This is a genomic window from Rhodococcus sp. 06-418-5, assembly GCF_002258285.1.
In the GTDB taxonomy this organism is placed as follows: Bacteria; Actinomycetota; Actinomycetes; order Mycobacteriales; family Mycobacteriaceae; genus Rhodococcoides.
The window spans coordinates 1-22,520 of record NZ_NOYE01000035.1; the positions used below are offsets into that span (position 1 = coordinate 1).

The 22,520-nt window shown below is 62.2% G+C and carries 22 protein-coding genes and 3 pseudogenes; 5 read left to right on the plus strand and 20 right to left on the minus strand.

Going from position 1 to position 22,520, the window contains the following annotated elements; genetic code table 11:
* Positions 1-134: 134 nt before the first annotated feature.
* On the minus strand, positions 135-395 hold the full coding sequence (locus tag CH274_RS24555; protein ID WP_094659240.1) for a hypothetical protein: 261 nt from the start codon (positions 393-395) through the stop codon (positions 135-137).
* Positions 396-805: 410 nt separating this feature from the next.
* On the opposite strand from CH274_RS24555, the gene CH274_RS24560 reads away from it, so the two are divergent.
* Positions 806-1,171, plus strand: a complete 366-nt coding sequence (locus CH274_RS24560) for a histone-like nucleoid-structuring protein Lsr2 (protein ID WP_094659261.1) — start codon at positions 806-808, stop codon at positions 1,169-1,171.
* Positions 1,172-1,329: 158 nt separating this feature from the next.
* On the opposite strand, the gene CH274_RS24565 is transcribed toward CH274_RS24560, so the two are convergent.
* The 9 genes from CH274_RS24565 to CH274_RS24595 all read right to left on the minus strand — a co-directional run bounded on the left by CH274_RS24565 (position 1,330) and on the right by CH274_RS24595 (position 10,210).
* Positions 1,330-3,048 (minus strand): ParB/RepB/Spo0J family partition protein, encoded by a 1,719-nt coding sequence (locus CH274_RS24565; RefSeq protein ID WP_179275856.1) that lies wholly within the window; start codon positions 3,046-3,048, stop codon positions 1,330-1,332.
* Positions 3,049-3,148: 100 nt separating this feature from the next.
* On the minus strand, positions 3,149-3,436 hold the full coding sequence (locus CH274_RS29370) for a hypothetical protein (protein ID WP_179275857.1): 288 nt from the start codon (positions 3,434-3,436) through the stop codon (positions 3,149-3,151).
* Positions 3,437-3,889: 453 nt separating this feature from the next.
* Positions 3,890-5,053 carry a pentapeptide repeat-containing protein gene (locus CH274_RS24570; protein WP_143546638.1) on the minus strand — a complete coding sequence of 388 codons (1,164 nt, stop codon included), beginning with the start codon at positions 5,051-5,053 and terminating at the stop codon, positions 3,890-3,892.
* Positions 5,050-5,208 carry a hypothetical protein gene (locus CH274_RS29375; RefSeq protein ID WP_179275858.1) on the minus strand — a complete coding sequence of 53 codons (159 nt, stop codon included), beginning with the start codon at positions 5,206-5,208 and terminating at the stop codon, positions 5,050-5,052. Before CH274_RS29375 ends, CH274_RS24570 begins: the two co-directional genes overlap by 4 nt.
* A 77-nt stretch (positions 5,209-5,285) precedes the next feature.
* Entirely contained in the window at positions 5,286-5,600 is a 315-nt protein-coding gene (locus CH274_RS24575; RefSeq protein WP_256993687.1) for a hypothetical protein, read from the minus strand.
* 185 nt (positions 5,601-5,785) lie between these two features.
* Positions 5,786-6,394, minus strand: coding sequence for a hypothetical protein (locus CH274_RS24580; protein ID WP_094659243.1), 609 nt, complete (start codon positions 6,392-6,394; stop codon positions 5,786-5,788).
* A 554-nt stretch (positions 6,395-6,948) separates the two neighbouring features.
* On the minus strand, positions 6,949-8,337 hold the full coding sequence (locus CH274_RS24585; protein ID WP_094659244.1) for a pentapeptide repeat-containing protein: 1,389 nt from the start codon (positions 8,335-8,337) through the stop codon (positions 6,949-6,951).
* Between the two features lie 310 nt (positions 8,338-8,647).
* Positions 8,648-9,250 carry a recombinase family protein gene (locus CH274_RS24590; RefSeq protein ID WP_094659245.1) on the minus strand — a complete coding sequence of 201 codons (603 nt, stop codon included), beginning with the start codon at positions 9,248-9,250 and terminating at the stop codon, positions 8,648-8,650.
* Positions 9,251-9,505: 255 nt separating this feature from the next.
* Positions 9,506-10,210, minus strand: a complete 705-nt coding sequence (locus tag CH274_RS24595) for a TetR/AcrR family transcriptional regulator (RefSeq protein WP_032364248.1) — start codon at positions 10,208-10,210, stop codon at positions 9,506-9,508.
* A gap of 203 nt (positions 10,211-10,413) precedes the next feature.
* Here CH274_RS24595 and CH274_RS24600 point away from each other — a divergent pair, with 203 nt between their 5' ends.
* A complete protein-coding gene (locus CH274_RS24600; protein WP_371828019.1) occupies positions 10,414-11,889 on the plus strand; it encodes an MFS transporter in 1,476 nt (491 codons plus the stop codon).
* Positions 11,890-11,905: 16 nt separating this feature from the next.
* Here the strand turns inward: CH274_RS24600 and CH274_RS24605 are convergent, their stop codons facing one another.
* Positions 11,906-12,460: a PaaI family thioesterase gene (locus tag CH274_RS24605; protein ID WP_024793411.1), complete on the minus strand. Its 555-nt coding sequence runs from the start codon at positions 12,458-12,460 to the stop codon at positions 11,906-11,908.
* A gap of 181 nt (positions 12,461-12,641) precedes the next feature.
* On the opposite strand from CH274_RS24605, the pseudogene CH274_RS24610 reads away from it, so the two are divergent.
* Positions 12,642-13,149 (plus strand): annotated as a pseudogene (locus CH274_RS24610) (transposase); the annotation flags it as partial.
* A 31-nt stretch (positions 13,150-13,180) separates the two neighbouring features.
* Here the strand turns inward: CH274_RS24610 and CH274_RS24615 are convergent.
* The 6 genes from CH274_RS24615 to CH274_RS24640 all read right to left on the minus strand — a co-directional run bounded on the left by CH274_RS24615 (position 13,181) and on the right by CH274_RS24640 (position 19,962).
* Positions 13,181-13,933 carry a TetR/AcrR family transcriptional regulator gene (locus CH274_RS24615; protein ID WP_094643797.1) on the minus strand — a complete coding sequence of 251 codons (753 nt, stop codon included), beginning with the start codon at positions 13,931-13,933 and terminating at the stop codon, positions 13,181-13,183.
* A gap of 498 nt (positions 13,934-14,431) precedes the next feature.
* Positions 14,432-15,355 (minus strand): alpha/beta fold hydrolase, encoded by a 924-nt coding sequence (locus CH274_RS24620; protein WP_032370855.1) that lies wholly within the window; start codon positions 15,353-15,355, stop codon positions 14,432-14,434.
* Positions 15,345-16,415, minus strand: coding sequence for a ferredoxin--NADP reductase (locus CH274_RS24625; RefSeq protein WP_032370854.1), 1,071 nt, complete (start codon positions 16,413-16,415; stop codon positions 15,345-15,347). The genes CH274_RS24620 and CH274_RS24625 overlap by 11 nt, the downstream gene beginning before the upstream one ends.
* Positions 16,412-17,281, minus strand: coding sequence for an SDR family NAD(P)-dependent oxidoreductase (locus tag CH274_RS24630; protein WP_027498241.1), 870 nt, complete (start codon positions 17,279-17,281; stop codon positions 16,412-16,414). Before CH274_RS24630 ends, CH274_RS24625 begins: the two co-directional genes overlap by 4 nt.
* 39 nt (positions 17,282-17,320) lie before the next feature.
* Positions 17,321-18,835, minus strand: a complete 1,515-nt coding sequence (locus tag CH274_RS24635) for a flavin-containing monooxygenase (protein ID WP_032370853.1) — start codon at positions 18,833-18,835, stop codon at positions 17,321-17,323.
* Between the two features lie 158 nt (positions 18,836-18,993).
* The gene (locus tag CH274_RS24640; RefSeq protein WP_027498243.1) at positions 18,994-19,962 is read right to left on the minus strand and encodes an AurF N-oxygenase family protein; all 969 of its coding nucleotides are present in this window, start codon (positions 19,960-19,962) and stop codon (positions 18,994-18,996) included.
* A 132-nt stretch (positions 19,963-20,094) separates the two neighbouring features.
* Here CH274_RS24640 and CH274_RS24645 point away from each other — a divergent pair, with 132 nt between their 5' ends.
* Entirely contained in the window at positions 20,095-20,436 is a 342-nt protein-coding gene (locus CH274_RS24645; RefSeq protein WP_027498244.1) for a DUF4873 domain-containing protein, read from the plus strand.
* A gap of 96 nt (positions 20,437-20,532) precedes the next feature.
* On the opposite strand, the pseudogene CH274_RS29825 reads toward CH274_RS24645, so the two are convergent.
* Positions 20,533-20,740, minus strand: a pseudogene (locus CH274_RS29825) (integrase core domain-containing protein); the annotation flags it as partial.
* Positions 20,741-20,771: 31 nt separating this feature from the next.
* Here CH274_RS29825 and CH274_RS24655 point away from each other — a divergent pair.
* Positions 20,772-21,461: pseudogene (locus tag CH274_RS24655) on the plus strand (IS30 family transposase); the annotation flags it as partial.
* Positions 21,462-21,534: 73 nt separating this feature from the next.
* Here the strand turns inward: CH274_RS24655 and CH274_RS29380 are convergent.
* Together CH274_RS29380 and CH274_RS24665 are read right to left on the minus strand one after the other, a co-directional pair.
* Positions 21,535-21,825 (minus strand): hypothetical protein, encoded by a 291-nt coding sequence (locus CH274_RS29380; RefSeq protein WP_032370852.1) that lies wholly within the window; start codon positions 21,823-21,825, stop codon positions 21,535-21,537.
* Positions 21,809-22,504 (minus strand): hypothetical protein, encoded by a 696-nt coding sequence (locus tag CH274_RS24665; RefSeq protein ID WP_032370851.1) that lies wholly within the window; start codon positions 22,502-22,504, stop codon positions 21,809-21,811. The genes CH274_RS29380 and CH274_RS24665 overlap by 17 nt, the downstream gene beginning before the upstream one ends.
* Between the last annotated feature and the right edge of the window lie 16 nt (positions 22,505-22,520).

The window sequence follows — 22,520 nt, forward strand, 5'->3', positions numbered from 1 at the left end:
CCACATTCGATGAGAAGAATCATCGGCCGTTGCATCCCGCGAATGTGGCGGACCGCAGGTCAATCCAGTAAGCCTCGCCATATCGGATGACAACCCACACCCATGGTGGGACCGGGACCCCCGTGGGGGCTGGCTCAGTGGGTGCACCAGAAGGACCCGACCGGGATGGCTGCGCCCGGCTGCCCGGCGCACCACCGGCAGGTGGTGTCGTGCTCGATCCGTCCGAGCACTCCCTCGGCCTCCTCGATGAGCAGCTCCAGCTCCAGCACGCGCGCCAGCGCGAGCGCTTCGGTGGCCCACCGAACCGCGCGCGGATCTTCGGCGGGGAGCTGCGCGGCTTCGCCGATGAGGCCGGTGATGATCTGGTGATCGTTGAGCAGTTCGCAGTTCTTCATGTCAGGGACACCTTCCAAAGGTTCGGATGAGACGTCCCCGATCGACATGACGAGGGTGGCCTGTCAACCCCGAAGAGGGAGCTTGCGACCGTGGGTTGACTGGTCGGGGTCCCCGGCATGTCAGACTCGGTCGACTCGTACGACCAAAAATGGTGACCCATATGGGGCGGCCCCGAAGGGGACGTTCGGACGCGTTCACGCGACCGAATACTGTTGCACTGCACAGTCTGTGGCTGCTTCAATAGCTCACCAGTGGCCCAGCTGTATTACTTTCCCGTGTCCGTTTCCGGGAAATCGAATGCGGCTCGAATTACCGTGTCGATGAAGAATGCGGATATCGACGCTGGTTATCCTCGAGAAGACGAATGCGGTTGCGCATTGCGAATGTGTCGATGAAAGGTTTTCCGGCTGTGGCCAAACGAGTGACAACCCAATTGGTGGACGATATCGACGGGTCGGTCATCGACGACGATTCCGGCGAGACGATCGAGTTCGCGATCAACGGCGTCGAGTACTCGATCGACCTGAAAGCTAAGAACGCAAACGAGTTTCACAAGAAACTCGACTACTACGTCGGGCATGCGACACGGGTCGGTGGCCGCAAGCGTAAGCCCTCCCCCGCTGCCGCGTCCGCGACAGTGGCCGGCGGATCGGTCAAACGTGATCCGGAGCAGACGCGCGCGATCCGGCAGTGGGCATTCGACCAGGGCTACGAGATCAGCGAACGCGGCCGGATTCCGGCCGATATCGAAGAGGCATACAACGCCGCACACTGACGGGCGGTGAGCCGCCTGCGTCGACGCGAGCGGGCCGGGGGTGGTGCGCCGAGCGGGGGAGCTCGAGGGGCCGCCGCAGGCCCCCTCGACCCGGGCCGGGGACGTCGAGCCGCCGGTGGCGGGCACCGTAGAGGGGCACCCGCTACCGGTTCCGATTCCTAGTCGGTGATGCTCTCCTGGGTGGGGGCGGTCAAGGCGTCGTAGCCCTGCTCGGGGGTGAGCGTTCCGGCTGCGACCTGCTCGACCGGGGTCAGGTCGTAACCGTGCTCGACCAGTAGGTCCAGGTAGTTGTCCTGGTTCCCGTAGCCGCTGCGCTTCCACCAATCCTTGCCGGTCCCGCTCATTCGTGCCTCGTAGGCGGCGAGGATCTGCGCGAGCAGGATCACCTGTGCGCGAGTGTCGCTGGCCTTGTCGATCACCGGTGCCAGAGCATCGCGTGCGGCGCGTTCTTTCCAGTCGCCCCACCGCTCGGTTGCGGGCTTGTCGACTGTGACACCGAGCATCTCAGCGAGGTGCTCGGAGGCTTTGTTCTGGGTGAGCAGTCCCGGCTCTTCGACGAGAGTGTCGGTGATCCACTTCGCGGCACCCTTCGGCAGGGTCTTGCTGGTGAGGAACTTCGACAGGAACTCCTTGCGGACCACGGTCGCGGCGAGCGATGCGACGTTGAGCGCCTTGGTGCGCCGCCGCGCGGCCCTCTCGGCTTCCTTCGCTGCCGCCTCGGCGGCGAGCCGCTTCTGCTCGGCCGCCTGGGCGACTGCCTCGGCGTCGGCGGGGTCCACGTCACCGGCGGGTGCGGCCAACGCGGCCGCGAGGATCGGCCCTGGCTTCACACCAGCGGCGTCGGGGTCTGCGGTGAAGTATTCCGGCACCCAGACCTCGACGGTTCCGATGTCCTTGTGGTGGTGCAGTCCGGCCTCGGGCTCTGCTGACAGGTCGTCCTCGGTGTCCCAGTCGATGCTGTCCTCTTCGATAATTTCGCCTGTGGCGGTGAGGGTGTATCGCTCTTCCTTCGAGAGCCACACCGCCCAGTGCCCCGCTGCGCCGTCGATCACGGCGTCGGTCACCGGGTCACCGTCGACAGTCACCAGATCGTCTGCGCGCAGGTACGGGTCGCCGTAGGCCGGTTCTTCCTCGAGGAGGGTGAACCCTCGTTCGGCGTAGGGGATGCCTGCTTCGGCGCGGGCTTTGCGCTCGGCACGGTCGTTGAGCAAACGCTGCGCGATCCACCGGAAGTCGTACCGCGCTCCCAGGAGCTTCTCGACGGCGGCGGTGTCGCCTTCGGCGTCGAACTCCGCGACGATCGCAGCCTGGTCGAGGGTGAGCTGCCCGGCGTCGAGGGCCGCGCGGGCGGTCTGCGAGCGGCCCGCTGTACCTGCGGTTTTCGCGGTCTCCCGATTGTCGTAGTGCAACGCCTTGGCGATCTTGGTGACAGAGACACCGAGATCGAGCATGTCGGTCACGGCCTTGGCGCGTTGGCCGTCGGTGAGCGCGATGCGGCAGTCGTTGGTGTTCACCTGCTTGGTGAGACGTTCGATTTCTCGATCCTTGGCCTTGCTCGCGGCGGTCCGGATCAGTACCGGCACGCTCTCGACACCGGCTTCGATCGCGGCGAGGGTACGGACCTGTCCATCGATGACGACGACCAGGTCACCGTCGCGACGCGCGAGGATCGGCACCAGCACACCGAGCTCGATGATGGAGGCGACGACCGCGCGGAACTTGGCCGACTCGGTATCGACCTCGTCGCGGACGTTCGGTCCGACCTCGAGGGCAGTGGGGTGCAGGCGGGCGTACTCCTCGCCCGCCCCCACGACCGGCGTGGTGCCGGTCGTGGGGGCTTCGGTTGCGGCGGTGGTGGTTTCGATGCTTGCGGTCATGGTGGTGTCTCTCCCTGATAGATTCTTCGGTTGGAGACACCGGGCAGTTAGGAGCTGTCCGGTGTTTCTTGTTTTCCGGGGCCGGTGTGGGCCTCGGGGGTTACTGCCGGGCGGTGGCCACGTGGTGGTGGCCTGCGAGCCGTGCGGCGTGGATTTCGGCCTCACTGGCTCCGTGTTCGCGGGCGATGCAGGCCCAGAACGCGGCCCGCTCGAGATGCGCATCGACGGTGGTCGAATTTGCGTCCTCAGCAGCTCGGTTGACCTGCTCGGTGTAGGCGGTGACCTGCGCGAGTGCGTGGGTCTTGACCTGCGCCGGGACTCCGGCGATCGCGGTCATGATCGCGGTGCGCAGTCCCACCGTCCTGGGTCCTGCGATGGTGTCGTGCATGTCGCTACGTCCCTTCTCAACTGGTGGCCGGACCTTGTTGCCCTGCCACGTTTTTTCGCCGTTTCTGGCGTGAGGAGAGAAGTCAGCGCACGGGACCGACGGGGCAACCCCTCGTCTCGGACAGTTTTCGTGGGAGCGCAGCGACTGCTCTACGAAAAGTGTTCGGAGCCTTGGCCGTAGCGCAGCGGAGCGAGGGGTTGAGGCGGCGGCCACGGGTGATGAATGCTCGCCGGTAGCCAGAACCGCAGTGAAAAAACGTCTTGCTCTTCCACGGTGCGGAGCGCAGCGGAGCTCCATTCAGGGGACGCCCGCAGGGTGGCCGGCACCGCCGTCAGGCGGAATGCACCCGGCTAGTCGACGCCGACGGCGACCACCTCACAGCCGTGGAGCTGACGCGGTGACTGTGCGGGAGCGACGGAGGCCGGCCACGCTCGGTGTCGCGGTAGCAGTTGCTTAGTCGAGGCTTTCGATACGGCCCCAGCGGTCCAGTCCTCCTGACTCCGGTACGGGCGGCCATTCGTGGGGACGTACGGACTCTGGTTGCGGGGGAAGGGGTCCGAAAGCGCTCTCGGGACCGCGTTCCCAATCGACCAACACGTTGACCCACTTTTTCGGATTCTCGAACGTGATGTTCTTGCCGCTGAACGTCGCATCCTCGAACGAGGTGTTCTTGCCCCTGAACGTTGCACACTCGAACAAGGTGTCCTGGCCACTGAACGTTGCACCCTCGAACGACGTATCCCGGCCGCTGAACGTCGCAAAAAGGAATCCTGTGAGCTCGCTACCGAACGTCGCCCGGTCGAACAGGGTGTGCCGCCCGTTGAAAGTCGCCCCGCTAAAGAGGGTGCTGTACTCGCTACCGAACGTCGCCCCGCGGAACGTTGTACGCACGCTGTTGAACGTCGACAGGACGAAAGTAGCGTATGCGCCGCTGAACGTTGCACCCTCGAACGAGGTGTCCTGGCCGCTGAACGTCGCCCCGCTGAAGTTGACCTCGTGAAGGTAGGCACCCGTGAGGTCGAAGTCGAAGGCGCTCCAGCCGTGGACGTGGCCCTTCTGGAGGTGTGCGGCGATGGTGCGGACGATAGCGTGGCGGGTGTCGAGGTCGTCGTGTGGATATTCGTGGGTGGTATCGGTGTAATCGAACTTGGTTCGGTGGGTTCGGCGGGTCTGTTTGCGTAGGTGCGGGTTTCGGGTGGGTGGCTTGTACGGTGTTCGGAGGTAGTCGCAGAAGACGTTGATGCAGGCTTGGGTTTCTCGTGGCTTGTCACGGTCGAGCCAGTCGTCGGCGAGGGCTTCGAGCGCCGAGACAGCGGCGGTACGAATCGCGGGCGCGGGGTCGGCGAGTTGTCCGGTGATGGTGGTGAAGCGGTCACGGAGGGCCTGGGTGTCGGCGAGGGTGTGGGTTGCTTTGTGGTGCCGATCGAGCTGTCTGCGACTGAGATAGCCGATGGCGAACGTGATAAGTGCGGCGACGATGATTCCGAGGCTGGCGATGACGGTCGCTGCTGGTTGTGTGAGGTTGTCGAGCAACCACACGCCGATGCCTGCCGGGTCCGTTGATTCGACCGGGCTGGTTGGAGTGGCCGGGGTGGGGACCTGGGCGTGGAGGCTCACGGAGGTGACAGTAGCGGCTTGACCGTAGTTTTCCTGGTGGAGTCATCGCCAGTCACGTACTGCTGACCGAGGCCGTGGCAGAGGGCAATTGCGCGGGCCGCCTGTTCGACGATTTCGGCGGGTAGTGGCGGTCCGTCGAGAGTTCGAATTCGCATGACGCCAAGTGTGGCAATGGGTACCGACAGAAATGTTCCCCTGCAACGTCTTTGGCACTGTTCTGGTAGTGCGAGTTCTAGAGGTATAGCAGGTGGGTGGCGGTGCCGTCGAAGTGTTCGAGGTTGTCGAGGACGCCGGTGTAGTTGGCGGGTCGGCAGGCTCCGAGGCTGACGATGAGGGCGCATGCTCCGTCGATGGTGACGAGGTAGGTCGGCGGGGTGTTGGTGGGGCTGGCGTCGGCGTGGGCCTGTGCGTCGAGCAGGGCGTAGCGGACGGCGTCGGCGGCGGCTCGCTTCGCTGCGTCGAGGCTTGGCTCTGCTCCTGCGGCGGTGATGGTTTCGGGTCGTCGGTCGGGTCGGGTGGTGACGGTCCAGGTGATCATCGATGTCATGTCCCTTCGGGTGGGTGAGCCGGGCGGCCTGTGGTGCGTGGTTCTTCCAGCATCGCGTACCGAGCGCCAGCGAGGTCCGCGATGCGCAGGCATTTTCCGGAATCTGGGGATAGAAGCTTTACTTGTGGATGGAGACGACACGGCCCCGCAACCCGTGTCGGGTTCCGGGGCCGGATCGGGTGTGGCTACAAACGTCGTCGCCAGGGTGCGGCCATGTCTTCCTGGTGTTCGCGCTCGGCGTCGTCGAATGCGTCGGTCAGAGTGGTCGGGTCGCTCGAGTACTGCTCGCCGTCGGTGAAGATCGCGACGGCCATGCGGTGCACGTTTCGGAGCTCGTCGAGCATGGTGACGTAGCCGAGTCGGTCGATGATGCGCCAGGTGACCGGTCCCATGTGGACCTCGACCCAGTGCATGGTGCGTCGCCGAGCCGGTACGTACTGCTCGCGTGGGGTGACGGCGGTCTCCGGTGGCGCGATCCAGACCACGGACATGGCGGCGCGGGCGTAGTCGTCGCCCGGTCCCCCGGGCTGGGGTGCCTGGTTGTCGATGCGGCCGATGAGGGTTCGGGCGTCGGCCAGTCCGGCGATGAAGGCGTGGACGGCGGCGGCGGAGCGGAAGGTCATCATCAGACGACCCATGGTGACGATCATCTGGGCGTCGTCGGTGGCGGCGGCGTGGACGTTGACCACGGCTTTCTGGCGTCCGACGATGGTGGCGGTGGTGTGGGTGACCACTGCACCGTAGTTGTCGGTGTCGGTGCTGCTGTGGGCTTTCTGGGCGGTGGTCTTCGGCATCTCGCGCTCCCCTGCTCAACGTGGCGAACCGGGTGGCCCGCCAATTTTTTTGCCGTTCTGGCAGAGGAGAGTTGGACCGGTATGAGGGGGCCGGAGTGCAATGGTCGGGCCGGGAAGTTTTCAGCCGGAGGCGTCTGTGAAAAGTTTTCGGAGCCCCTTGGGGCCGGGAGCGTAGCGGACGCCGGCGGTTGCGCGGAGGTCACCGCCGGTCAAAATCGGAAGGCCAGAAGGGGAAAACAGGAATTCTTTTCACAGGACGGAGCGCAGCGGAGTTCGATTCGGTGGACGCCCGCAGGGTGGCCGGCACCGCCGACAGGCGGAATACCTCACGGACATTGACGCCCGGCGGGTCGACCACCTTCGCAGCCGCCGGCGCGAGGCGATTGTGCGGGAGCGACCGAACCCGACCACGCTCGTTGCCGTGGTAGCGCTTACCCCGTCAGGGCTTGGGCACGGGCGGCCACTCACGGGGATTCACAGCCTCTGACTGTGGCAGAAGAGGGCAAAACACGCGGCAGCGACGCAGCAGGAACACGCTTGGTGTCGCGGCAGCTCTAGTCGTTCTGTTCTAGGGTGGGGGGTGGCCAGTGGTGAGGGACGATTTTGTCTGATTTGGGTGCTGTCGCGGCGTAGGGCACTGGAGTATCCCAGTCGAAGTAGACGTTGTTCCATGAACGCGGAAATACGAACGAGGTCTTCGTGCTGAGGAACTGCGCCCGGTAGAACCGCGTCTCCTCGCCGTGGAAGTCCGTAAAGTCGAACGACGTCTCTTTACTGTTGAACTTCGCACTGACAAAAGACGTATACTTTCCGTAGAACAACGCATGAGAGAAAAAGGCATGTTTGCCGCGGAACTCGGCAAAGGTGAACGACGTCTCGCTGCTGCTGTGGAAATCCACAAAGAAAAACGATGTCTGCCACGTGCTTTTGAATTTTGCATAGGAGAAAGACGTCTCCTCGCCGTCGAAGTCCGCGTTGTTAAACGACGTGAGCTCACCACGGAACTCTGCCTGGTCGAAGTATACCCGCTGGCTGCTGAACTGCGCGAAGTTGAATAACGTTCGGTTGCTGTAGAACTTCGCGTTGTCAAACGATGTCTTGTTGCTCTGGAATCGCGCTTGGGAGAAAGAAGTCTGACTACCGAGGAATTTCGCGTTGTCGAACGATGTCTGCTCGCCATGGAAGTTGGCTCCGGTGAAGTCTATAGCTCCCCTGAAGTGGCAGCCTGTGAAGTCTGCGTTGTGGAAGTAAGCGCCGGTGAGATCGTAGTTGTAGTTGCTCCAGCTGTGGTGGTGATTGGGTGGGAGATGGTTGGCGATGGTGCGGGTGATGGCTTGCCGGACGTTGAGGTCGTCTTTCGGATGCTCGTAGACGTTGTCTGTGTAGTCGTATTTGGTTCGGTAAGTTCGTGTGGTGCGGCGTCGGAGGGTGGGGTTTTCGGTCGGTGGTGTGTAGGGGCGGGTGAGATAGCCGCAGAGATAGTTGATGCAGGTTTGGGCGTCTGTGTGTCGTCCTCGTTCGATCCAGTCGTCGGTGAGTGCTTCAAGTGCGTAGACGCCGGCGAGTCTGACTTCTGGTGATAGGTCGGCGAATTGGGCTGTGGTGCTGACGAATCGGCGTCGTAGTTCTTGTAGGTCTGCTCGATTGTGGGAGCGGTCTGCGTTGCGTTGGTTGCTGGTGCGGGTGAGGTGGGTGCCGGTGTAGGCGATTGCGGCGGCAACAACGACGAAGAACCCGCCGATGATGGTTCCGCGGCCGGGTGTGATGTCTTGGCGAAGGAACCACGACCATGTGGCGGGGACTGCGACGATCAGTGCGTCCCACGCCTTGGGGGCAACGATGACGACGGTGATCAGCAGTGCGATCCCGATGATGGCTGCCGTCAGGCGGCGCAGGTTTCGGTTCTTGCCCGACGAGGCGGGGCCGGCGTCTTTGCTGATCACAGCTGTGAAGGTAGCTCAGGATCGGTGTGGCCGTGTACCGGATTCCATGGCTTGTGCGTATGGCGTCGGCGGTCGCTGCACTGCCGGCGTCGGCGCGTTCCTGCTTGTGGTCAACTGTGTTGCCGGTGGCTGTTCCCCGGTCGTGTTCGGGTAGTTCTTCCGCCCGGCCGGGAGGATGGCCCATGACAGGCTTCCGCCGGTCAAAGCTTCTGCAGGCCACCCGCGTGCCGTAAAGGATGTGAAAATGTGCGCGTAGTCGGTGGCGGGTGTCAGTTTCAGAATATGACTGCATTTTCAGGAGTCGACTGCACTACTCACCTTTCGCAGTCGTGCGGGAGTCGCCTCGCTCCTGGCGCGCGAGAGTGAGGTTGTTGTAGAGGGCGGATCTTTTCAATCCGGTGTTCTTGCATAGCGTTTCGATCTTGAACTGCCGTGTCTCGTACACCTGGAGCAGGTAGGCGCGTTCCTCAGGCGTGAGAGTGTGTGGCCTGCCCTTCATTTTGCCTGCGGCTGCGGCCGCGGCGATGGCATCGCGGGTGCGGGCTCGGATGAGGTCGGATTCGAATTCGGCCATGAGACCGAGCATTCCGATGAACATTTTGCCCATCGGGTCGGCGGGGTCGTAGACCTTGCCGTCGATCGATAGTGCCACTCCCCTGGCTGCGAGGCGGTTCACGGTTTCGTGGAGGTCGCCGGCAGATCGGGAGAGTCGGTCGAGTTTGGTGACGCAGAATTCATCGCCTTCGCGGCTGGCGTTGATCGCGTTCTCAAGGCCCGGGCGTTTGCTTTGCCGGCCACTGACTCCGTTGTCGACGTACACCCGATCGCGTTCGACGCCGATCTTGCCGAGCAACCCGATCTGGACTGCGGTGTCCTGCCGGGCGGTACTGCACCGCGCGTATCCGATCTTCATGCTCCTCCGGCCCTGCTGGACTCAATCTGTCCAGTAGAGACTACGGGAAGCCGGAATAGTCCAATGGACTTTTTAATGGACTCCGCCGCCGTACGCGGCGCGACGTCACTCTGTCAGTTTCAGAAGACGGCTGCACGATGTCAGAAGTGCACTGCAGTGCAACTCCGAGTTCTCGAGCACACGTCCGGCCTTATCCAGTGAGCGCTGCGATCCCTGACTGGATAGCGCATTGATGGTGAAATTTCCCATCAAGTTTTACTGGCCGTCGGTGAGCTGCGGGTCTAGCGCCGCGGCCGGCCATGGACGGCTGTTGTCGCGCGAAGTGCTCGATCGGACACTTGCGGCATGGGCGGCGAGAAAGTTGTCGACGATTTGGATGCAGTCGTCGGCGTGGATGTGGCGCAGTCCTGTGAGGCGAGCGAACACTATCGGTCCGAGGAGCTGAATGAGGGCGAAGGTGGTGTCGATCTCGCCGAGCACAGCGCGAGCGTCAGGCGCCGTCAGGATCTGATCCAGGGACCTGCGGTATTGCTCTATGACACGGGCCCGAAGCGAGACCACCGCGCCAGGATCGAGATCGCGCCGGCTGGCGTCGCCGCTGTTGACGGGCCCCATTGCCAGCCAGGCCAGCGTGGTCATCTGCACCGGAGCTTGGTCGATGAGGTCGGCTTGGGTGGTGAGCAACGAAATCAGACGTTCACGTAGCGGACCGGTATCGATATCGGTGTCGACTGGGGGTAATAGTCGCTCGAAGGTTGCAGCGAGCAGGTCAGTGGTACTTCCGAAATGTCGGTACAGAGTGGCACGTGCAACCTTCGACATGCGGGTGACCGCCTCCACGGTGACCGCCTCCACACCGCCGGTGGACAGCAGCTGACCGGCCGCTTCGAGTAACCGGTTACGTGAGCGCGCCAGCCGGGGGTCGGCCGAGCCCTCGGTTGCAACGAGAGGGTCGACCATGAACGGGCTCCGCTCCATTTGACTGACAAGACATGTCCTCGATTGATCATTCTGTCACACCCGCTGAGTTGTGATACTAATAGTCTCGTACCGAGACGATCAGTCTCGAGCTGAGAGGCTGGCCGTTGAACGAACGTAGATCCGACTCTGCCAGCGTCGCTCGATGGAGCGGTGCCCAGTGGTGGATGTTGATTGTGTCGTGCATGGCAGTCGCGTTGGTGGTGGCCGCAATGGCGGCATTGTATTCAGCGTTGCCACAGATCGCGGTCGCGACAGGGGCGACGCAAGCCCAACTGACCTGGATAGTCGACGGTTACACGTTGGTATTGGCGTGCTTCGTGCTGCCTGCCGGTGCGATCGGTGACCGGTACGGTCGCCGGGGGGTGCTCGTGGCGGGGTTGGCGTTGTTCGCTTTCGCGTCGGCATTGCCCTTGTTTCTCGCCGACCCGGCGTGGCTGATCGCTGCTCGCGCGTTGGCTGGGGCGGGTGCGGCGCTGGTCATGCCCTCGACGCTGTCGATACTGACCGCGGGATTTCCACCGGCGCATCGCGGTCGCGCTGTAGGTGTGTGGGCCGGGGTTGCTGGATCCGGGGCGGTCCTGGGCATCCTCGGAGCTGGTGTGCTACTCGAGCAGTGGTCGTGGACCTCGGTGTTCGTCGGGTTGACCGTCGCCGGAACAGTCCTGGCCGGGTTGGCATGCAGTATCGCGGAGTCCCGCCAGCAGGAGCATCCACCGGTCGATTGGGTGGGCGCTGTGACCGTAGTTGTCGCAGTCGGGGCGATCGTCTTCGCTGTGATCGAGGTTCCGGCCCGTGGCTGGTCGGATTCGCTCGTCGCCGTCAGCACTGCGGTGGGCTTGTTCGCGGTTGTGGTGTTCGTCGTCGTAGAACTACGTTCCTCGGCACCGCTACTCGATGTCCGGTTGTTCGCCCGCCGTGGTTTCGGTGCCGGCGCGCTGTCTGTCTGTATCCAATTTTTGGTGACCTTCGGGGTGTTCTTGCTGTTGGTGCAGTATCTGCAGTTGATTCTCGGTTATGGACCGCTCACCGCCGCGTTGGCGTTGACCCCTATGGTCGTGCCGCTCATCGTGATCTCGGTGATTGCACCCTGGCTGTCGAACATTGTTGGGCTGCGGGTGATGACCACTGTAGGTCTGCTCACCATCGCGGCGGGACTGGTGATGGTGAGCAGACTGACCGTCGCGGCGACCTACCCTGACCTGCTGTGGCCCTTGCTCATCATGAGCGCAGGTTTGGGGTTGTGTACCGCCCCTGCGACTTTCGCCATCGTCTCGGACACTCCTGAGGCCAAGCACGGGGTGGCTGCCGCGGTCAACGACGCAGCTCGCGAAATCGGTGCCGCGATTGGGATTGCGGTAGCCGGTAGCGTGCTCGCGGCCGGTTACGTTCAGCACATTCAGCCGGCTCTGCCCCAGCTACCCGAGCCTGCCCGTGGTCCGGTGGCCGATTCTCTGGCCGCCGCGTTGCAGGTCGCCGACCGCGCAGGACCAGCTGGTCAGCCGCTGGCCGAGTTCGCCAGAGCCGCATTCGTACACGGAAGTGGTCAGGCGACGCTGTCGTTGGCGGCCCTGACCGCCGCTGGGGCACTCGTCCTCGCCGTCTTTGCGCCAGGTAGACGCAGCCGTACGACAGCCACCGCGGGTGATGGACGTCGGTGAAGGTCGGCCAGGGTGTCTATTGTTCGGTGTGATTCGTGTCTGTGGCCCGGAGTTGGGCTCGGGCTTGGGACTGCATGAAGTGTTCGACCTCGACCACCACGAACAGGGCAGTAGCGGTGGCTACGGAGCTGCCCTGCGCATCGTCCATCGTGGCCGTGAGATCCAGTTTGCGCCCATCACGAGACCGAACGGCAGCACGCAACACGTAGGGAGTGCCGAGCAGAACCGGCGCTAGGTAGTCGAGCTCGAGACGCCGCGTCACGGCGAGCTCACCCACTGTGTAGAGCAGGAAGCCGAACAGATCGTCGAGAACGGTCGCCACCGCGCCGCCGTGTGCTATCCCGGGTGCCCCGACATGACGTTGATCGAACACGTGGTGAGCCACCACGCCGTTCTCGTCACGCTGGACCGACAGGGCGTGGCCGTGCGGATTCTCCGGCCCACAACCAAGACAGTCGGGGTGGTGGGGCGGCAGATCAGGCGAATCGAAACTCGTGCTCCAGAACGAGCGCGCCCAGTTCTCGACAGCGGGGCCGGCCGACCCGCTGACCTCGTCCGGAATTCTCTTCATGGTCGGACCTCTCTGTCGTGAAAAAAATTGTGCCGAGTCTGTCGCGTCTTCGCGCGCTCGGCCTGCACCGCTGTCAGTTTCAAAAGAACAAACTGCACTATGTCAGAATTCAACTGCACTAAAGGATCGACCAAGCCGACATAGCTTAAAGAGAGAAGTGATCTGCCGCGAGGATTTCGGCGCACTCTTGGCGCTGATCGCGGAGTTGAACCGTCAGATCGGCGACCTCGAAGCCGAACTGACCCGCCATTTTGAAACACACCCGGACGCGGACACGCAACGCCGCCATCTACCTCTCCCCGCCAGGAATCGGTGTCATCCTCGCCGCCCGTGGCTCGGTGAATTCAGCGACGACGTCGACCGCTACACCAACGCCAAGTCTCGCAAGAATTACTCCGGTACGTCACCCCTGACAGTTGCGTCGGGCAAGAAGCGGGCCGTACTGGCTCGACATATCCGCAACCGGCGGCTCTACGATGCCATCGACCGGTGGGCGTTCTGCGCCCTCAGCCAGAGTCCGGCCGCTCGCGCGTTCTACGACCAACACCGTGCTACCGGAGACCCAAGCGCTCCGCGCACTCGCCAACAGACTTGTCGGGCTCCTGCACGGGTGCGTACGCCACTGCACCGAATACGACGAACACACCGCTTGGGCACACCGCACCGCGCAACAACCCGACGCAGCTTGACCAGTTACACTTCTGGGATATCTAGGGTGATTCAGTCTATTTTGTGGCGGGAGGCGAAACCGGGATGGCTGAATGGCAGACTGCGTGAGAAGGCCACGCCTACGGTTGCGGCCGCGCCGTCGATGATTCCCCACGTCGTCTCTGATAGGTGTGCGACGAAGAACGTATCGTCCACCCCTTGCTCACGACCGTTGTCGATCCACCACTGAGTCGCAGATAGACCAGAACCCAGAATGGACGCCACGGCCATGGGAATGACCGAGGTATCTGCGTGAACACGCTGAAGACTTTCAGTGAACCGATCGGCGACGACCTCCATCACCGACCTCAGTTCGTCAGCAACTCCGCCATTTCCCGATCCGGAGTACTGAAACAAGTGATTCGCCATAAGGAATCTGACGACCGTGGGATACCGCCCGACGATCGTGACGTAGCTCTGGACGGACGAGCGAACCATATCGTCAACCGAAAGATAATCTTGGTCGGCGAGAATAGTGACTTTCGCCGAATCCCACATCAACGCACCGAGTTTCGCCGCCACCGCCGCGTTCAAGCCCGCTTTGTCGCCAAAGTAGCGATACAGCTTTGGTTTAGATACACGGGCCTCCGCAGCGATGTCGTCCATGCTGACGCCTGCACCATACCGTTCGATGATCCGTATGGTCGCGTCGACCAGCTGCGCGCGTACCTCGACTCTATGCTCATCCCAGCGGGTGCTACGGGCATCGGCCGCTCGACGCTGCACCTGAGATGGAGTAAATGAAACGCGGCGGACGAATGACATTGTGGGGTTAACAATACCCGGAAGGGTCCTCTCAAGCGAGTCGGGCTGGAGAGCCGTTCGCTGAAACCACTCGGTTCGCTCGCAGCGGTTCGGCACCCTCCCTCAAGCAGCCGATCGTCCGCCGGATCGCACCGTGTCGATCACATACACCGGCGGCACGACCGGAAAGCCGAAGGGAGCCATCGGCAGGCTTCGGCATTGTTCACGATGACGCAGATTCAACTCTCCGGAGTGAGAATGGCCGGGTACCCCAAATTCTCGTTGTGCACCCCGCTGTTGCGGGGCTGCGTTCTTCGTACCGACCCTGACGAAAGACGGCCCGATGATGGTGCTGCCGAAGTTTTATCCGCCGAGGTGCTGCGCACCATCGACGAAAAAAGATCACCGTGGCGATGCCATCGATGCTGTACGCCTCGATGGACCCCTCCCAACTCGGACACGCGCGGCCTGTCGACGATCGTGGCCGTCTCACGAGCTCATGTGTGTCCGGTCGACGGTTCAAAAGCCATCGCCTACCGTGGCTGCGTCCAATCGGGCCGCTGCTTCGTTAAAATAGGTTGGCGCCTCCATGTTGATCATGTGACCGATCTGTGGCAACGCCACGAACTCATGTAACCGGCGGCGCTGCTGCAGTCGGTCGGCGAGATCAATGGAATGAACCGCGGGTGTCAACTTGTCGGCCGAGCCCACGATCACTGTCGTCGGAACCGTAAGTGAGTCGATTCCTTTGCTCACATCGATGGTGGCCAGGACCCTGCCCCACATTCCCCGAACCGCAGGGGGGCACCGCAGTACTATGTCGGAACACTCAGCCACAACGTCTGCTGGCGCGTGTGGACCCATCGTCCCGTATTTCACCAACCGTCGGTTGAAGCGAGTGTCAAGCATCTCCGGTCCCGCGGTGGCGAGCCCGGCTGCGAAGGCCCGCTCCAGTGAGGCGCGGAATCGACGTGGCGACCCAATTAGCGTCGATTTACTCACCAACTGCGAGGGGCCGGTACTCGCCAAGACGGCACCGCGGGATAAGACGGGCACCGACTCCGGGTGCTCGGCAGCCCAACCCATGATGGACATCCCGCCCATACTGTGACCGGTCACCAATGCCTTACGATTAGACGTGACGACAGCGCGCAAGACAGCCTCGAGATCGTCGCCGAGCACCGACGAAGAGAAGGGCGCGCGACCCCGGTCGCTCCAGCCATGCCCTCGTTGGTCATACACCACCACACGGTGTGTGGTGGCGAAGTGCTCGATCTGAGGTCTCCAGAACCGACCTTGGCAAGCCCACCCGTGGCTGAACACCAGCAGCGGCGCATCATCACCGAGCCCGTACTCCTCGACAAACAGCCTCGTGCCGTCACTGGAGAGAACCTCCCGCGACCGCCGCGACAATAGGCCAGCTTTCGAGGAGTCAGAGGTCATCGAAACTCACCGTCACAGCGTCGGTGAGCGGAAGTGCCTGGCACGCGAGTCGCTCGCCGTCCTCAATGTCGTCGTCTACGAGGATGTTGTTCTGCACCATCTCGACATCGCCATCGATGAGCTTGCACACACACGCGCTGCATGCGCCCTCTCGGCACGAGTACGGGGCATTGTGCCCTCGCGAGAGCAGCACATCGAGCAGAGGCGTGTTACGTGGCCACTCCGTGGTGATGCACTCTCCGTTCAGGTAAACCGTGGCCGTAGCTACACCCTCGTCGTCACTGAGTCGACGCAGTGTTGCGGTGTCGAACGGGTCACCCGTCAGCGACTGGAATACCTCTCGATGTACATCCGAATGATCCACTCCGCATGCGGCGGCAGAGCTTTCCACAAGATCCATGAAAGGGGAAGGCCCGCAGGTGAAAATTGCCGATCCCTTGTGTTCACGAATAATCTTTTCTACAGCCTCTGATGTGGGAATCCCGTTCTCCGACTCAAGCCAGTCAACCAAAGTGAACCGCTCGGCGAATTCAGATCTAATCTGCTCAAGCTGGCACTCGTACATGATCGAATCGGAGTCACGGTTTGCGTAGAACAGGACAACTTCCCCACTGCCCGACACCAGAGCCGACTTCACCAGCGACAGAACCGGAGTGATGCCGCTTCCGCCAGCGAAGAAGAGCAAGTCGACGTCGAGGCTCTTAGCGGTAAACTTTCCCGATGGCGTGAGGACGGTCACCTCCATGCCGATGGAAACGTTGTCACACAACCAGTTCGACGCATACCCCCCAGCGGTGCGCTTCACCCCGATCTCGAGGCGGAAGTCATCGACATGAGGCGAACTGCTCAGCGAGTAGCATCGTGCGACGTGGCCCGTCTGGTCGGACGGGATCTTCAACGTAATGAACTGCCCGGGTAGATGCTTGAAATCGTCGACGATCTCGTCAGGCACTTCGAAGGCGATGCTCACGGAGTCCTTGGTCTCCTGCACGACCTCCGACACGGTCAGCGTTCGCGATCGCGCGGTGGTGCCCGGCCGATTCTCCTGTTCGAGGGTCATTTGATGATCCCCCGCTTACGAGCCAAGGCGTAGCCCGCGCGTGTGACAGGCGCAGAGATGTCCTGGTAGCGCGGACCGACAACGCGTGCGACAAAGTCGAAGCCACGTGCGTCTGCGCCGATCAGCACTCGGGGCTTCTTCTTGTCCATTCCCTTGAGGATGGCGCACGCAGCTTTCTCCGGAGTGGTCCTGGCGATGTTGTTGAACATCGAGGCAATGGTGGCGGTATCTGCCCCCATATCGGATACACCACGAGCGTTGTTGACGATATTAGTCTTGACGCCGCCGGGGTGAACGCATGTCACCGTGACCGGATGCCGACTGATTTTCATCTCTTGCCGAAGCGCTTCGGTGAAGCCACGCACACCGAACTTCGCGGCGTTGTAAGCGCTTTGACTGGGGATCCCGACCAGACCGAAGACGCTGGAGGTGTTTACCAGATGACCATCACCAGAGGCGATCAGATAAGGCAGGAACGCCTTGGTCCCGTTGACGACACCACCGAAGTTGATGCCCATCAGCCAGTCGAAATCCTCCCAGGACATGTCAACAACGTCGGCGCCGAGGGCGACGCCGGCATTGTTGAACACCATGTTGACGCGCCCGAAAGACGACTGCACGCTCTCTGCGTAAACCTGGAACGCAGCACGATCTGCCACGTCCAACACCGCGGTCTCCACGGTCGCACGATGCGCGGTACGGCACATGTCCGCCGTCTCCTCGAGATGCACTTCGTCGACGTCGGACAAGGCAAGGCTGGCCCCGCGTTCGGCCAGTTGGAGGGCAAGGGACCGACCGATCCCTGAGGCGGCTCCCGTGACGACTGCGACCTGGGTCGCGTAATTGCCTGCTGTCGAACTACTCACTGTCGGATACTCACTTCTCGATGACCTACGGTTGGATTGTCAGGCGATCTCGTACTCGGCGGGATCGAAGTCTTTCGTCGCTCGCCAGTACTGCCAGGTGAACCCGGGCCATACCGTACGGTTGACACCTTGCGAGTCCAGATACCAACTCGTACATCCGCCGTTGGTCCACACGCCCTTGGCGAGCTTGTGTTGGATGCTCTTGTTGAAGTGTTCTTGAACCTCGGCCCGCACATCAACACGCTCCGCACCTCGACTGTCGACGGCGTCGATGGCCTTCATGATGTACTTGATCTGCTGCTCGATCATGAACACGACAGAGTTGTGCCCAAGACCCGTGTTAGGTCCGAGCAGGAAGAACAGGTTCGGGAAGCCCTCGGTGGTGATGCCGAGGTGGGTATTGATGCCCGTCCGGTGCCAGTGCGACGGCAAGTCCTCGCCCCGAGCGCCCTTGAGCGCGAGTTGATCGAACCCGTCCGTGACATGGAACCCTGTGGCGTAAATGATCACATCCACAGGGTGTGACACGCCGTCAGGGGTGACGATCGAATCGGCAGTGATCTTTTCGATCCGATCGCTGATCACTGTCGTGTTGGGGGCGGCGAGCGCAGGGTAGTAGTCGTTCGATCCCAGGATGCGCTTGCATCCGATGCGGTAGGACGGCATCAGCTTCCGGCGGAGCTCGGGGTCGGTGATAGAACGCTCGATGTTCCATTTCGCCACCTTTTCGATCGGTCGCATAAGGTTGGAGTGGCCGTTAAGCCCGAAGGCCAGGCTCTCTGCGCCCCAGTAGACCGACCACCGAGCGAGGCGGCGAGTAATGGGGATCTTGCTGAGCAGCGTCCGAAGTACCGGCGGCACCGCGAAGTTCTTGCGTGGAAGTACCCAAGCCGGGGTTCGCTGGAAGACCGTGAGTGTGCCGGCGTCCTTCTGCACGAACGGCACGAACTGAATCGCGCTGGCACCGGTGCCAATGACGGCCACCCGCTTGCCCTGGAGATCCACCGTGTGGTCCCACTGTGCCGAATGGAACGCCTGGCCGGCGAACTCGTCGATTCCGGGGATATTCGGAAAATTCGGGATGTGCAGAGCGCCGACACCGGACACGATGTACTGCGCGACGTACTCCCGGCCCGACTCGGTACGCAGGTGCCACCGAGATTCGGACTCGCTCCAGTATCCGGAGACCAACTTCTGCCCGAAGTGGATCTTCTGAGTGACACCACGCTTGTTGGAGATATCTTTCAGGTACTGCTCGATTTCGGGCTGCGAGGACCACACCTTCGACCAGCTACCGCGACTCTCGAACGAGTAGGAGTACATCAGTGACGGTACGTCGCACGCGCATCCCGGATAGGTGTTGTCGCGCCACGTCCCACCGACGGAGTCGGCCTTTTCTAGAACGATGAAATCACTGTACCCGCGTCGTCGGAGCTGGACGGCCATACCGAGGCCAGAGAAGCCGCTGCCGATGATGAGAACTTTGGTAGTGATGGGCTCGGTTATTCCCGGGTCTGTCGCCGTGGCGGCGGACTTGGCGTTGGAGGACGGCATTGTGAAAATCTCCTGATCGAATGCAGAAAACGGACCCGCACGGCGCGCCGTGACGCGTGGCAGGTGTGGGAATGTCATCCGCCCAAGCCCACGAACCGAGGAATCCGGTCGTGGGGTCGAGGAATGGGCTGTGGGACGCGCGGACCGGGCCGGGCGTGTTAGCGCAGATCGTCGGGCAGGCTGCGCGTTGCGCGCCACATCGCCATCGTGAACTTCCCCTCCATCATTCCGGCCTCGTGGAAGAATCGGATCATCGGCTCGGACATGAACTGCAAGTTGACGCGATAGTTCGGGCTCGTCTGCTGCGCCCACAGGCCGCGCAGACGGCTGATTCCGACATCGGGATATACCTTCGGATTGATGAGCAACGGGTATGCAAAGTTCGCAATGGCCGCCAACGTGCCTCTATGCCAGGCGCGCGAGATGCGTCCGCGACGCTGCATCCCTTCCACCATTTCCAGCCGCGCGAACGTGATGTGACGGGCCTCTTCGAGAACGTGGATCTTCATGAGCTGGCGCAGCTGCGGCTGCATTTTCGGGTCATTCATCGCCTCGCGCTGAGCGCGGTCGAGGATCTCCTCGATGAGCAGAGTCGCGCCGGACACGGACGGGCCGAGAGGCACAAAGTGCAAGATCTTCGCGATGCTCAAGAACCCCTTCGGCAACTTGTACGGTGCCAGGCCCGTCTTGTTGATCAGTCGGGCGAACATCGTCGAGTGACGTGCCTCGTCGCCGATCTCGTTAAGGGCGTAGAGGGACCTTTGATCTGTCAGGGCGCCTTTGGCGGATGTTCGGAGCAGCGCCGAGCTGAGCAGATTCTCCGCGTAGATACCGAAGCTGAGGATGCTGACGATTTCGTGGCGCCCGAGTTCCGCCTTTTGCTCATCGCTCATTCTCTCCCACAGCTTGGTGCCGTAGAGCGAGACCCGATGCTCTGGCAGGTAGTACTTTCCTTCCTCCCAGGGTGAGTCCCAATCGATGTCGATCTCCGCGTCATAGAATTTTTCGGCCGCCGCCCGCAGCAGTCGGCCGGCAGATCTCTGCATGTCGACGGGCTTGCGGGCGCTGACACGCGCAGCGCCTTCCGTTGAGACGTCGGGCTTGGTCTCCACATTTTGAACGGTCATGTGACACCTCCGTTGCGTTCCGGGCCGAGCTGAGTCTCGACTTCATACCCGTACTCCGGGTACCGGATACTGATAGTGTCAGCGCCAATGCGTTCTTTTGTCAATGTTCGATGTGAAGAAAGTGAGCCTTGCGTGTCTGACGACCACGATCTCGACTACTCCGGCGAGGGCACCTTGGTGTGCCGTGGCAAGGAGATTGCTGTCGGGGTGAAGATCAAAGGCTATTTCCAGCCCCTCAACGGCTTATACACCTGGTACGGCAGGATCGACAAGAATGATGCGCTCCACGCCGCCCTCTCGGGAAGGCGCACGGTTGCCGTCTTTGCGACACCAGAGGGACGCGCCGAGTGCGTCGTGGGCGACCCTGATTTCTGGGACCGCTATCGCATCTCGGGCACGAGCAGACCGCCGTACCACATCCCCACCACGCTCGAGGAAGTTGAGTCGATAGCAGAGAGTGAACATCAGGGTTGACCGACCCGCTTTGCGCCCTGGGCGTTCCCCAGCATCCAGTCCGATAGCGCCCAGGCGGGTGAAGCAACGCCACCAGACAGCCGATTCTTGACTGCGGTAGGCCTTCTCGAATTCGTCTGGTGTGAGGTAGTCGAGGGTGCTGTGGGAGGCGGCGTTGGTTGAACCAGTCGACCCATCCCATCGTGGCGAACTCGACATCGTCGATGGTCTTGAGCGGGCCGTTCAGGAACGGGCTTCTCTTCGATACTGCCTCGGTCTTGAACAACCCAATTGTGCTCTCGGCCAACGCATTGTCGTACGCATCCCGACACAGCGGATCGATGCCGCAATCCCCTCGCAACGCTGCCACCCGCGACGGCAAGCTCGAGTACCGCACATCAGTGGCGCAATGGAAAGCCGATCTTGCGGCAAGGCGACCCAAGGTAGCCAAACTCGTTGAACACGAACCTCTTCGAGAGTACGTGCAGGAAGTGCTCTCGGGCGTGATCCGCGACGAAAACGGTGAGGTCTGATCATCGGGCTGGGCAGGTCCGCAGTGGGTACGCTTGTCGAACGCACCAGCAGATTCACCACGTTGCTGCATCTGCCACGTAAGGATGGGTACGGGGATGCGCCCCCGGTGAAGAACGGGCCGGCGTTGTCCGGTTACGGATCGGAGTCGGTCCGCGATGCACTCCAGGCTGCGATGACACCGCTGCCGGAGCACCTGCGCAGATCGGTGACCTGGGACCGCGGCGGAGCTTGCACGTCATGCGGAGTTGACCGCAGAAACCGGGATCCGTGTGTACTTCTGCGACCCGTACAGCCCCTGGCCGCGAGGAACGAACGAAAACACCAATGCATTGCTGCGACAATACTTTCCGAAGGGAACCGATCTCGCTCGATACCGTCGAAGTGACGTTCAGGCCGTGACGGATGCACTCAACAACCGCCCGCGCAAAACACATGGGTGGCGAACCCCAGCGGAAGTGCTTGCAGAGCAGATACGCTCGGCTTCACGGCACTGTGTTGCGACGACAGGTTGAATCCGCCCTGACTGCCGGCACCGCTGTGATGGATGAGCCCTGAGCCGACGCGGCGTCCACCGTGATCTCGTCGTCACAACGCCATCTTCAGCGCCGTGGTGACCATCGCTGTGTCTTTGACCGTCGGCACGGCGAGGAGGCCTGCAAAATCCCGACATTCCCGATTATGTCGGTGTTCGACCACTCGCAAACTGACCCGATCGAGTGGCACCCGCAACCCGAAGAGATCACCCAACTCCTCACCGGCGTCGACCCCGCCGACATCTCCGACATCTGCGACCGCGTCGAAGAATGAGTACCGTCCTGCATCTTGCTCTTCGTGGAACTCCTTCTGCGGAGCCGCCGCCTCATTCAGCTGGGCCATAGTCCTGAATTTGCCAGCCCTGGGCGGTTTTCGTCACGACCACCTTCAACAATGTCGGCAGTTCACTCGGTTGTGGATTCTGCACGTTCTGCGTCTTCTGGCTCGCGAAGACCATCACCGTGTATTCTTCGTCGGTGTCACCGGTGTCACCGGTGACGCTGGTGGCCAGAACGCGTCCCGACGCCTGCACCTGGGCCTGCTGGATAATCTGGGTCAGCGTCGGCCGAACCTCGTCATACCGCTTGACTAGAGCCTCACCCGCGTCCTCTTTGACTGCCGCGAAAAAGGCGTCGGTGTTCTGGTAGCTGTAGGTCAGGGATCTGGTCGTGTAATCCGAGGCGGCCTTCGCCGCGGCGGCCCGTTGCGCGGCGTCGTTTTCCAATACCGACTTCGCTTCGTCGGCCTCGAGGTAGAGGTAGGCGAACACGCCGGCCAGCACAGCGAGCACCACGATCACGGCCGAAACCACCACGGCACGTGATCGCGGCGATGCTGACCAGCGGTGCCCACCTGGCGAGGGGGGTTCGACGTCGCTGTCTCCAGCCCCAGCCGTGGCTACGGCGGACGCGGCTGGGGCGTTTTCGTCCATCAGTAGATCGCCATCCGGCGTCGCTGCTGCCGCGCTGTCCTCGACCTCAGTGGGCTCGGGGTGCGGTTTCGTTCGGTCGTCATTTGTCATGTGGGACCTTCTGTGT

Bases quoted from the DNA above. Each gene is read 5' to 3' on its own strand.
- CH274_RS24555 (WP_094659240.1), bottom strand. From the start codon at position 395: ATGAAGAACTGCGAACTGCTCAACGATCACCAGATCATCACCGGCCTC.
- CH274_RS24565 (WP_179275856.1), bottom strand. From the start codon at position 3,048: ATGACCGCAAGCATCGAAACCACCACCGCCGCAACCGAAGCCCCCACG.
- CH274_RS29370 (WP_179275857.1), bottom strand. From the start codon at position 3,436: ATGCACGACACCATCGCAGGACCCAGGACGGTGGGACTGCGCACCGCG.
- CH274_RS29375 (WP_179275858.1), bottom strand. From the start codon at position 5,208: ATGCGAATTCGAACTCTCGACGGACCGCCACTACCCGCCGAAATCGTC.
- CH274_RS24575 (WP_256993687.1), bottom strand. From the start codon at position 5,600: ATGACATCGATGATCACCTGGACCGTCACCACCCGACCCGACCGACGA.
- CH274_RS24580 (WP_094659243.1), bottom strand. From the start codon at position 6,394: ATGCCGAAGACCACCGCCCAGAAAGCCCACAGCAGCACCGACACCGAC.
- CH274_RS24590 (WP_094659245.1), bottom strand. From the start codon at position 9,250: ATGAAGATCGGATACGCGCGGTGCAGTACCGCCCGGCAGGACACCGCA.
- CH274_RS24595 (WP_032364248.1), bottom strand. From the start codon at position 10,210: ATGGTCGACCCTCTCGTTGCAACCGAGGGCTCGGCCGACCCCCGGCTG.
- CH274_RS24600 (WP_371828019.1), top strand. From the start codon at position 10,414: ATGGCAGTCGCGTTGGTGGTGGCCGCAATGGCGGCATTGTATTCAGCG.
- CH274_RS24605 (WP_024793411.1), bottom strand. From the start codon at position 12,460: ATGAAGAGAATTCCGGACGAGGTCAGCGGGTCGGCCGGCCCCGCTGTC.
- CH274_RS24615 (WP_094643797.1), bottom strand. From the start codon at position 13,933: ATGTCATTCGTCCGCCGCGTTTCATTTACTCCATCTCAGGTGCAGCGT.
- CH274_RS24620 (WP_032370855.1), bottom strand. From the start codon at position 15,355: ATGACCTCTGACTCCTCGAAAGCTGGCCTATTGTCGCGGCGGTCGCGG.
- CH274_RS24625 (WP_032370854.1), bottom strand. From the start codon at position 16,415: ATGACCCTCGAACAGGAGAATCGGCCGGGCACCACCGCGCGATCGCGA.
- CH274_RS24635 (WP_032370853.1), bottom strand. From the start codon at position 18,835: ATGCCGTCCTCCAACGCCAAGTCCGCCGCCACGGCGACAGACCCGGGA.
- CH274_RS24640 (WP_027498243.1), bottom strand. From the start codon at position 19,962: ATGACCGTTCAAAATGTGGAGACCAAGCCCGACGTCTCAACGGAAGGC.
- CH274_RS29380 (WP_032370852.1), bottom strand. From the start codon at position 21,825: ATGGCCCAGCTGAATGAGGCGGCGGCTCCGCAGAAGGAGTTCCACGAA.
- CH274_RS24665 (WP_032370851.1), bottom strand. From the start codon at position 22,504: ATGACAAATGACGACCGAACGAAACCGCACCCCGAGCCCACTGAGGTC.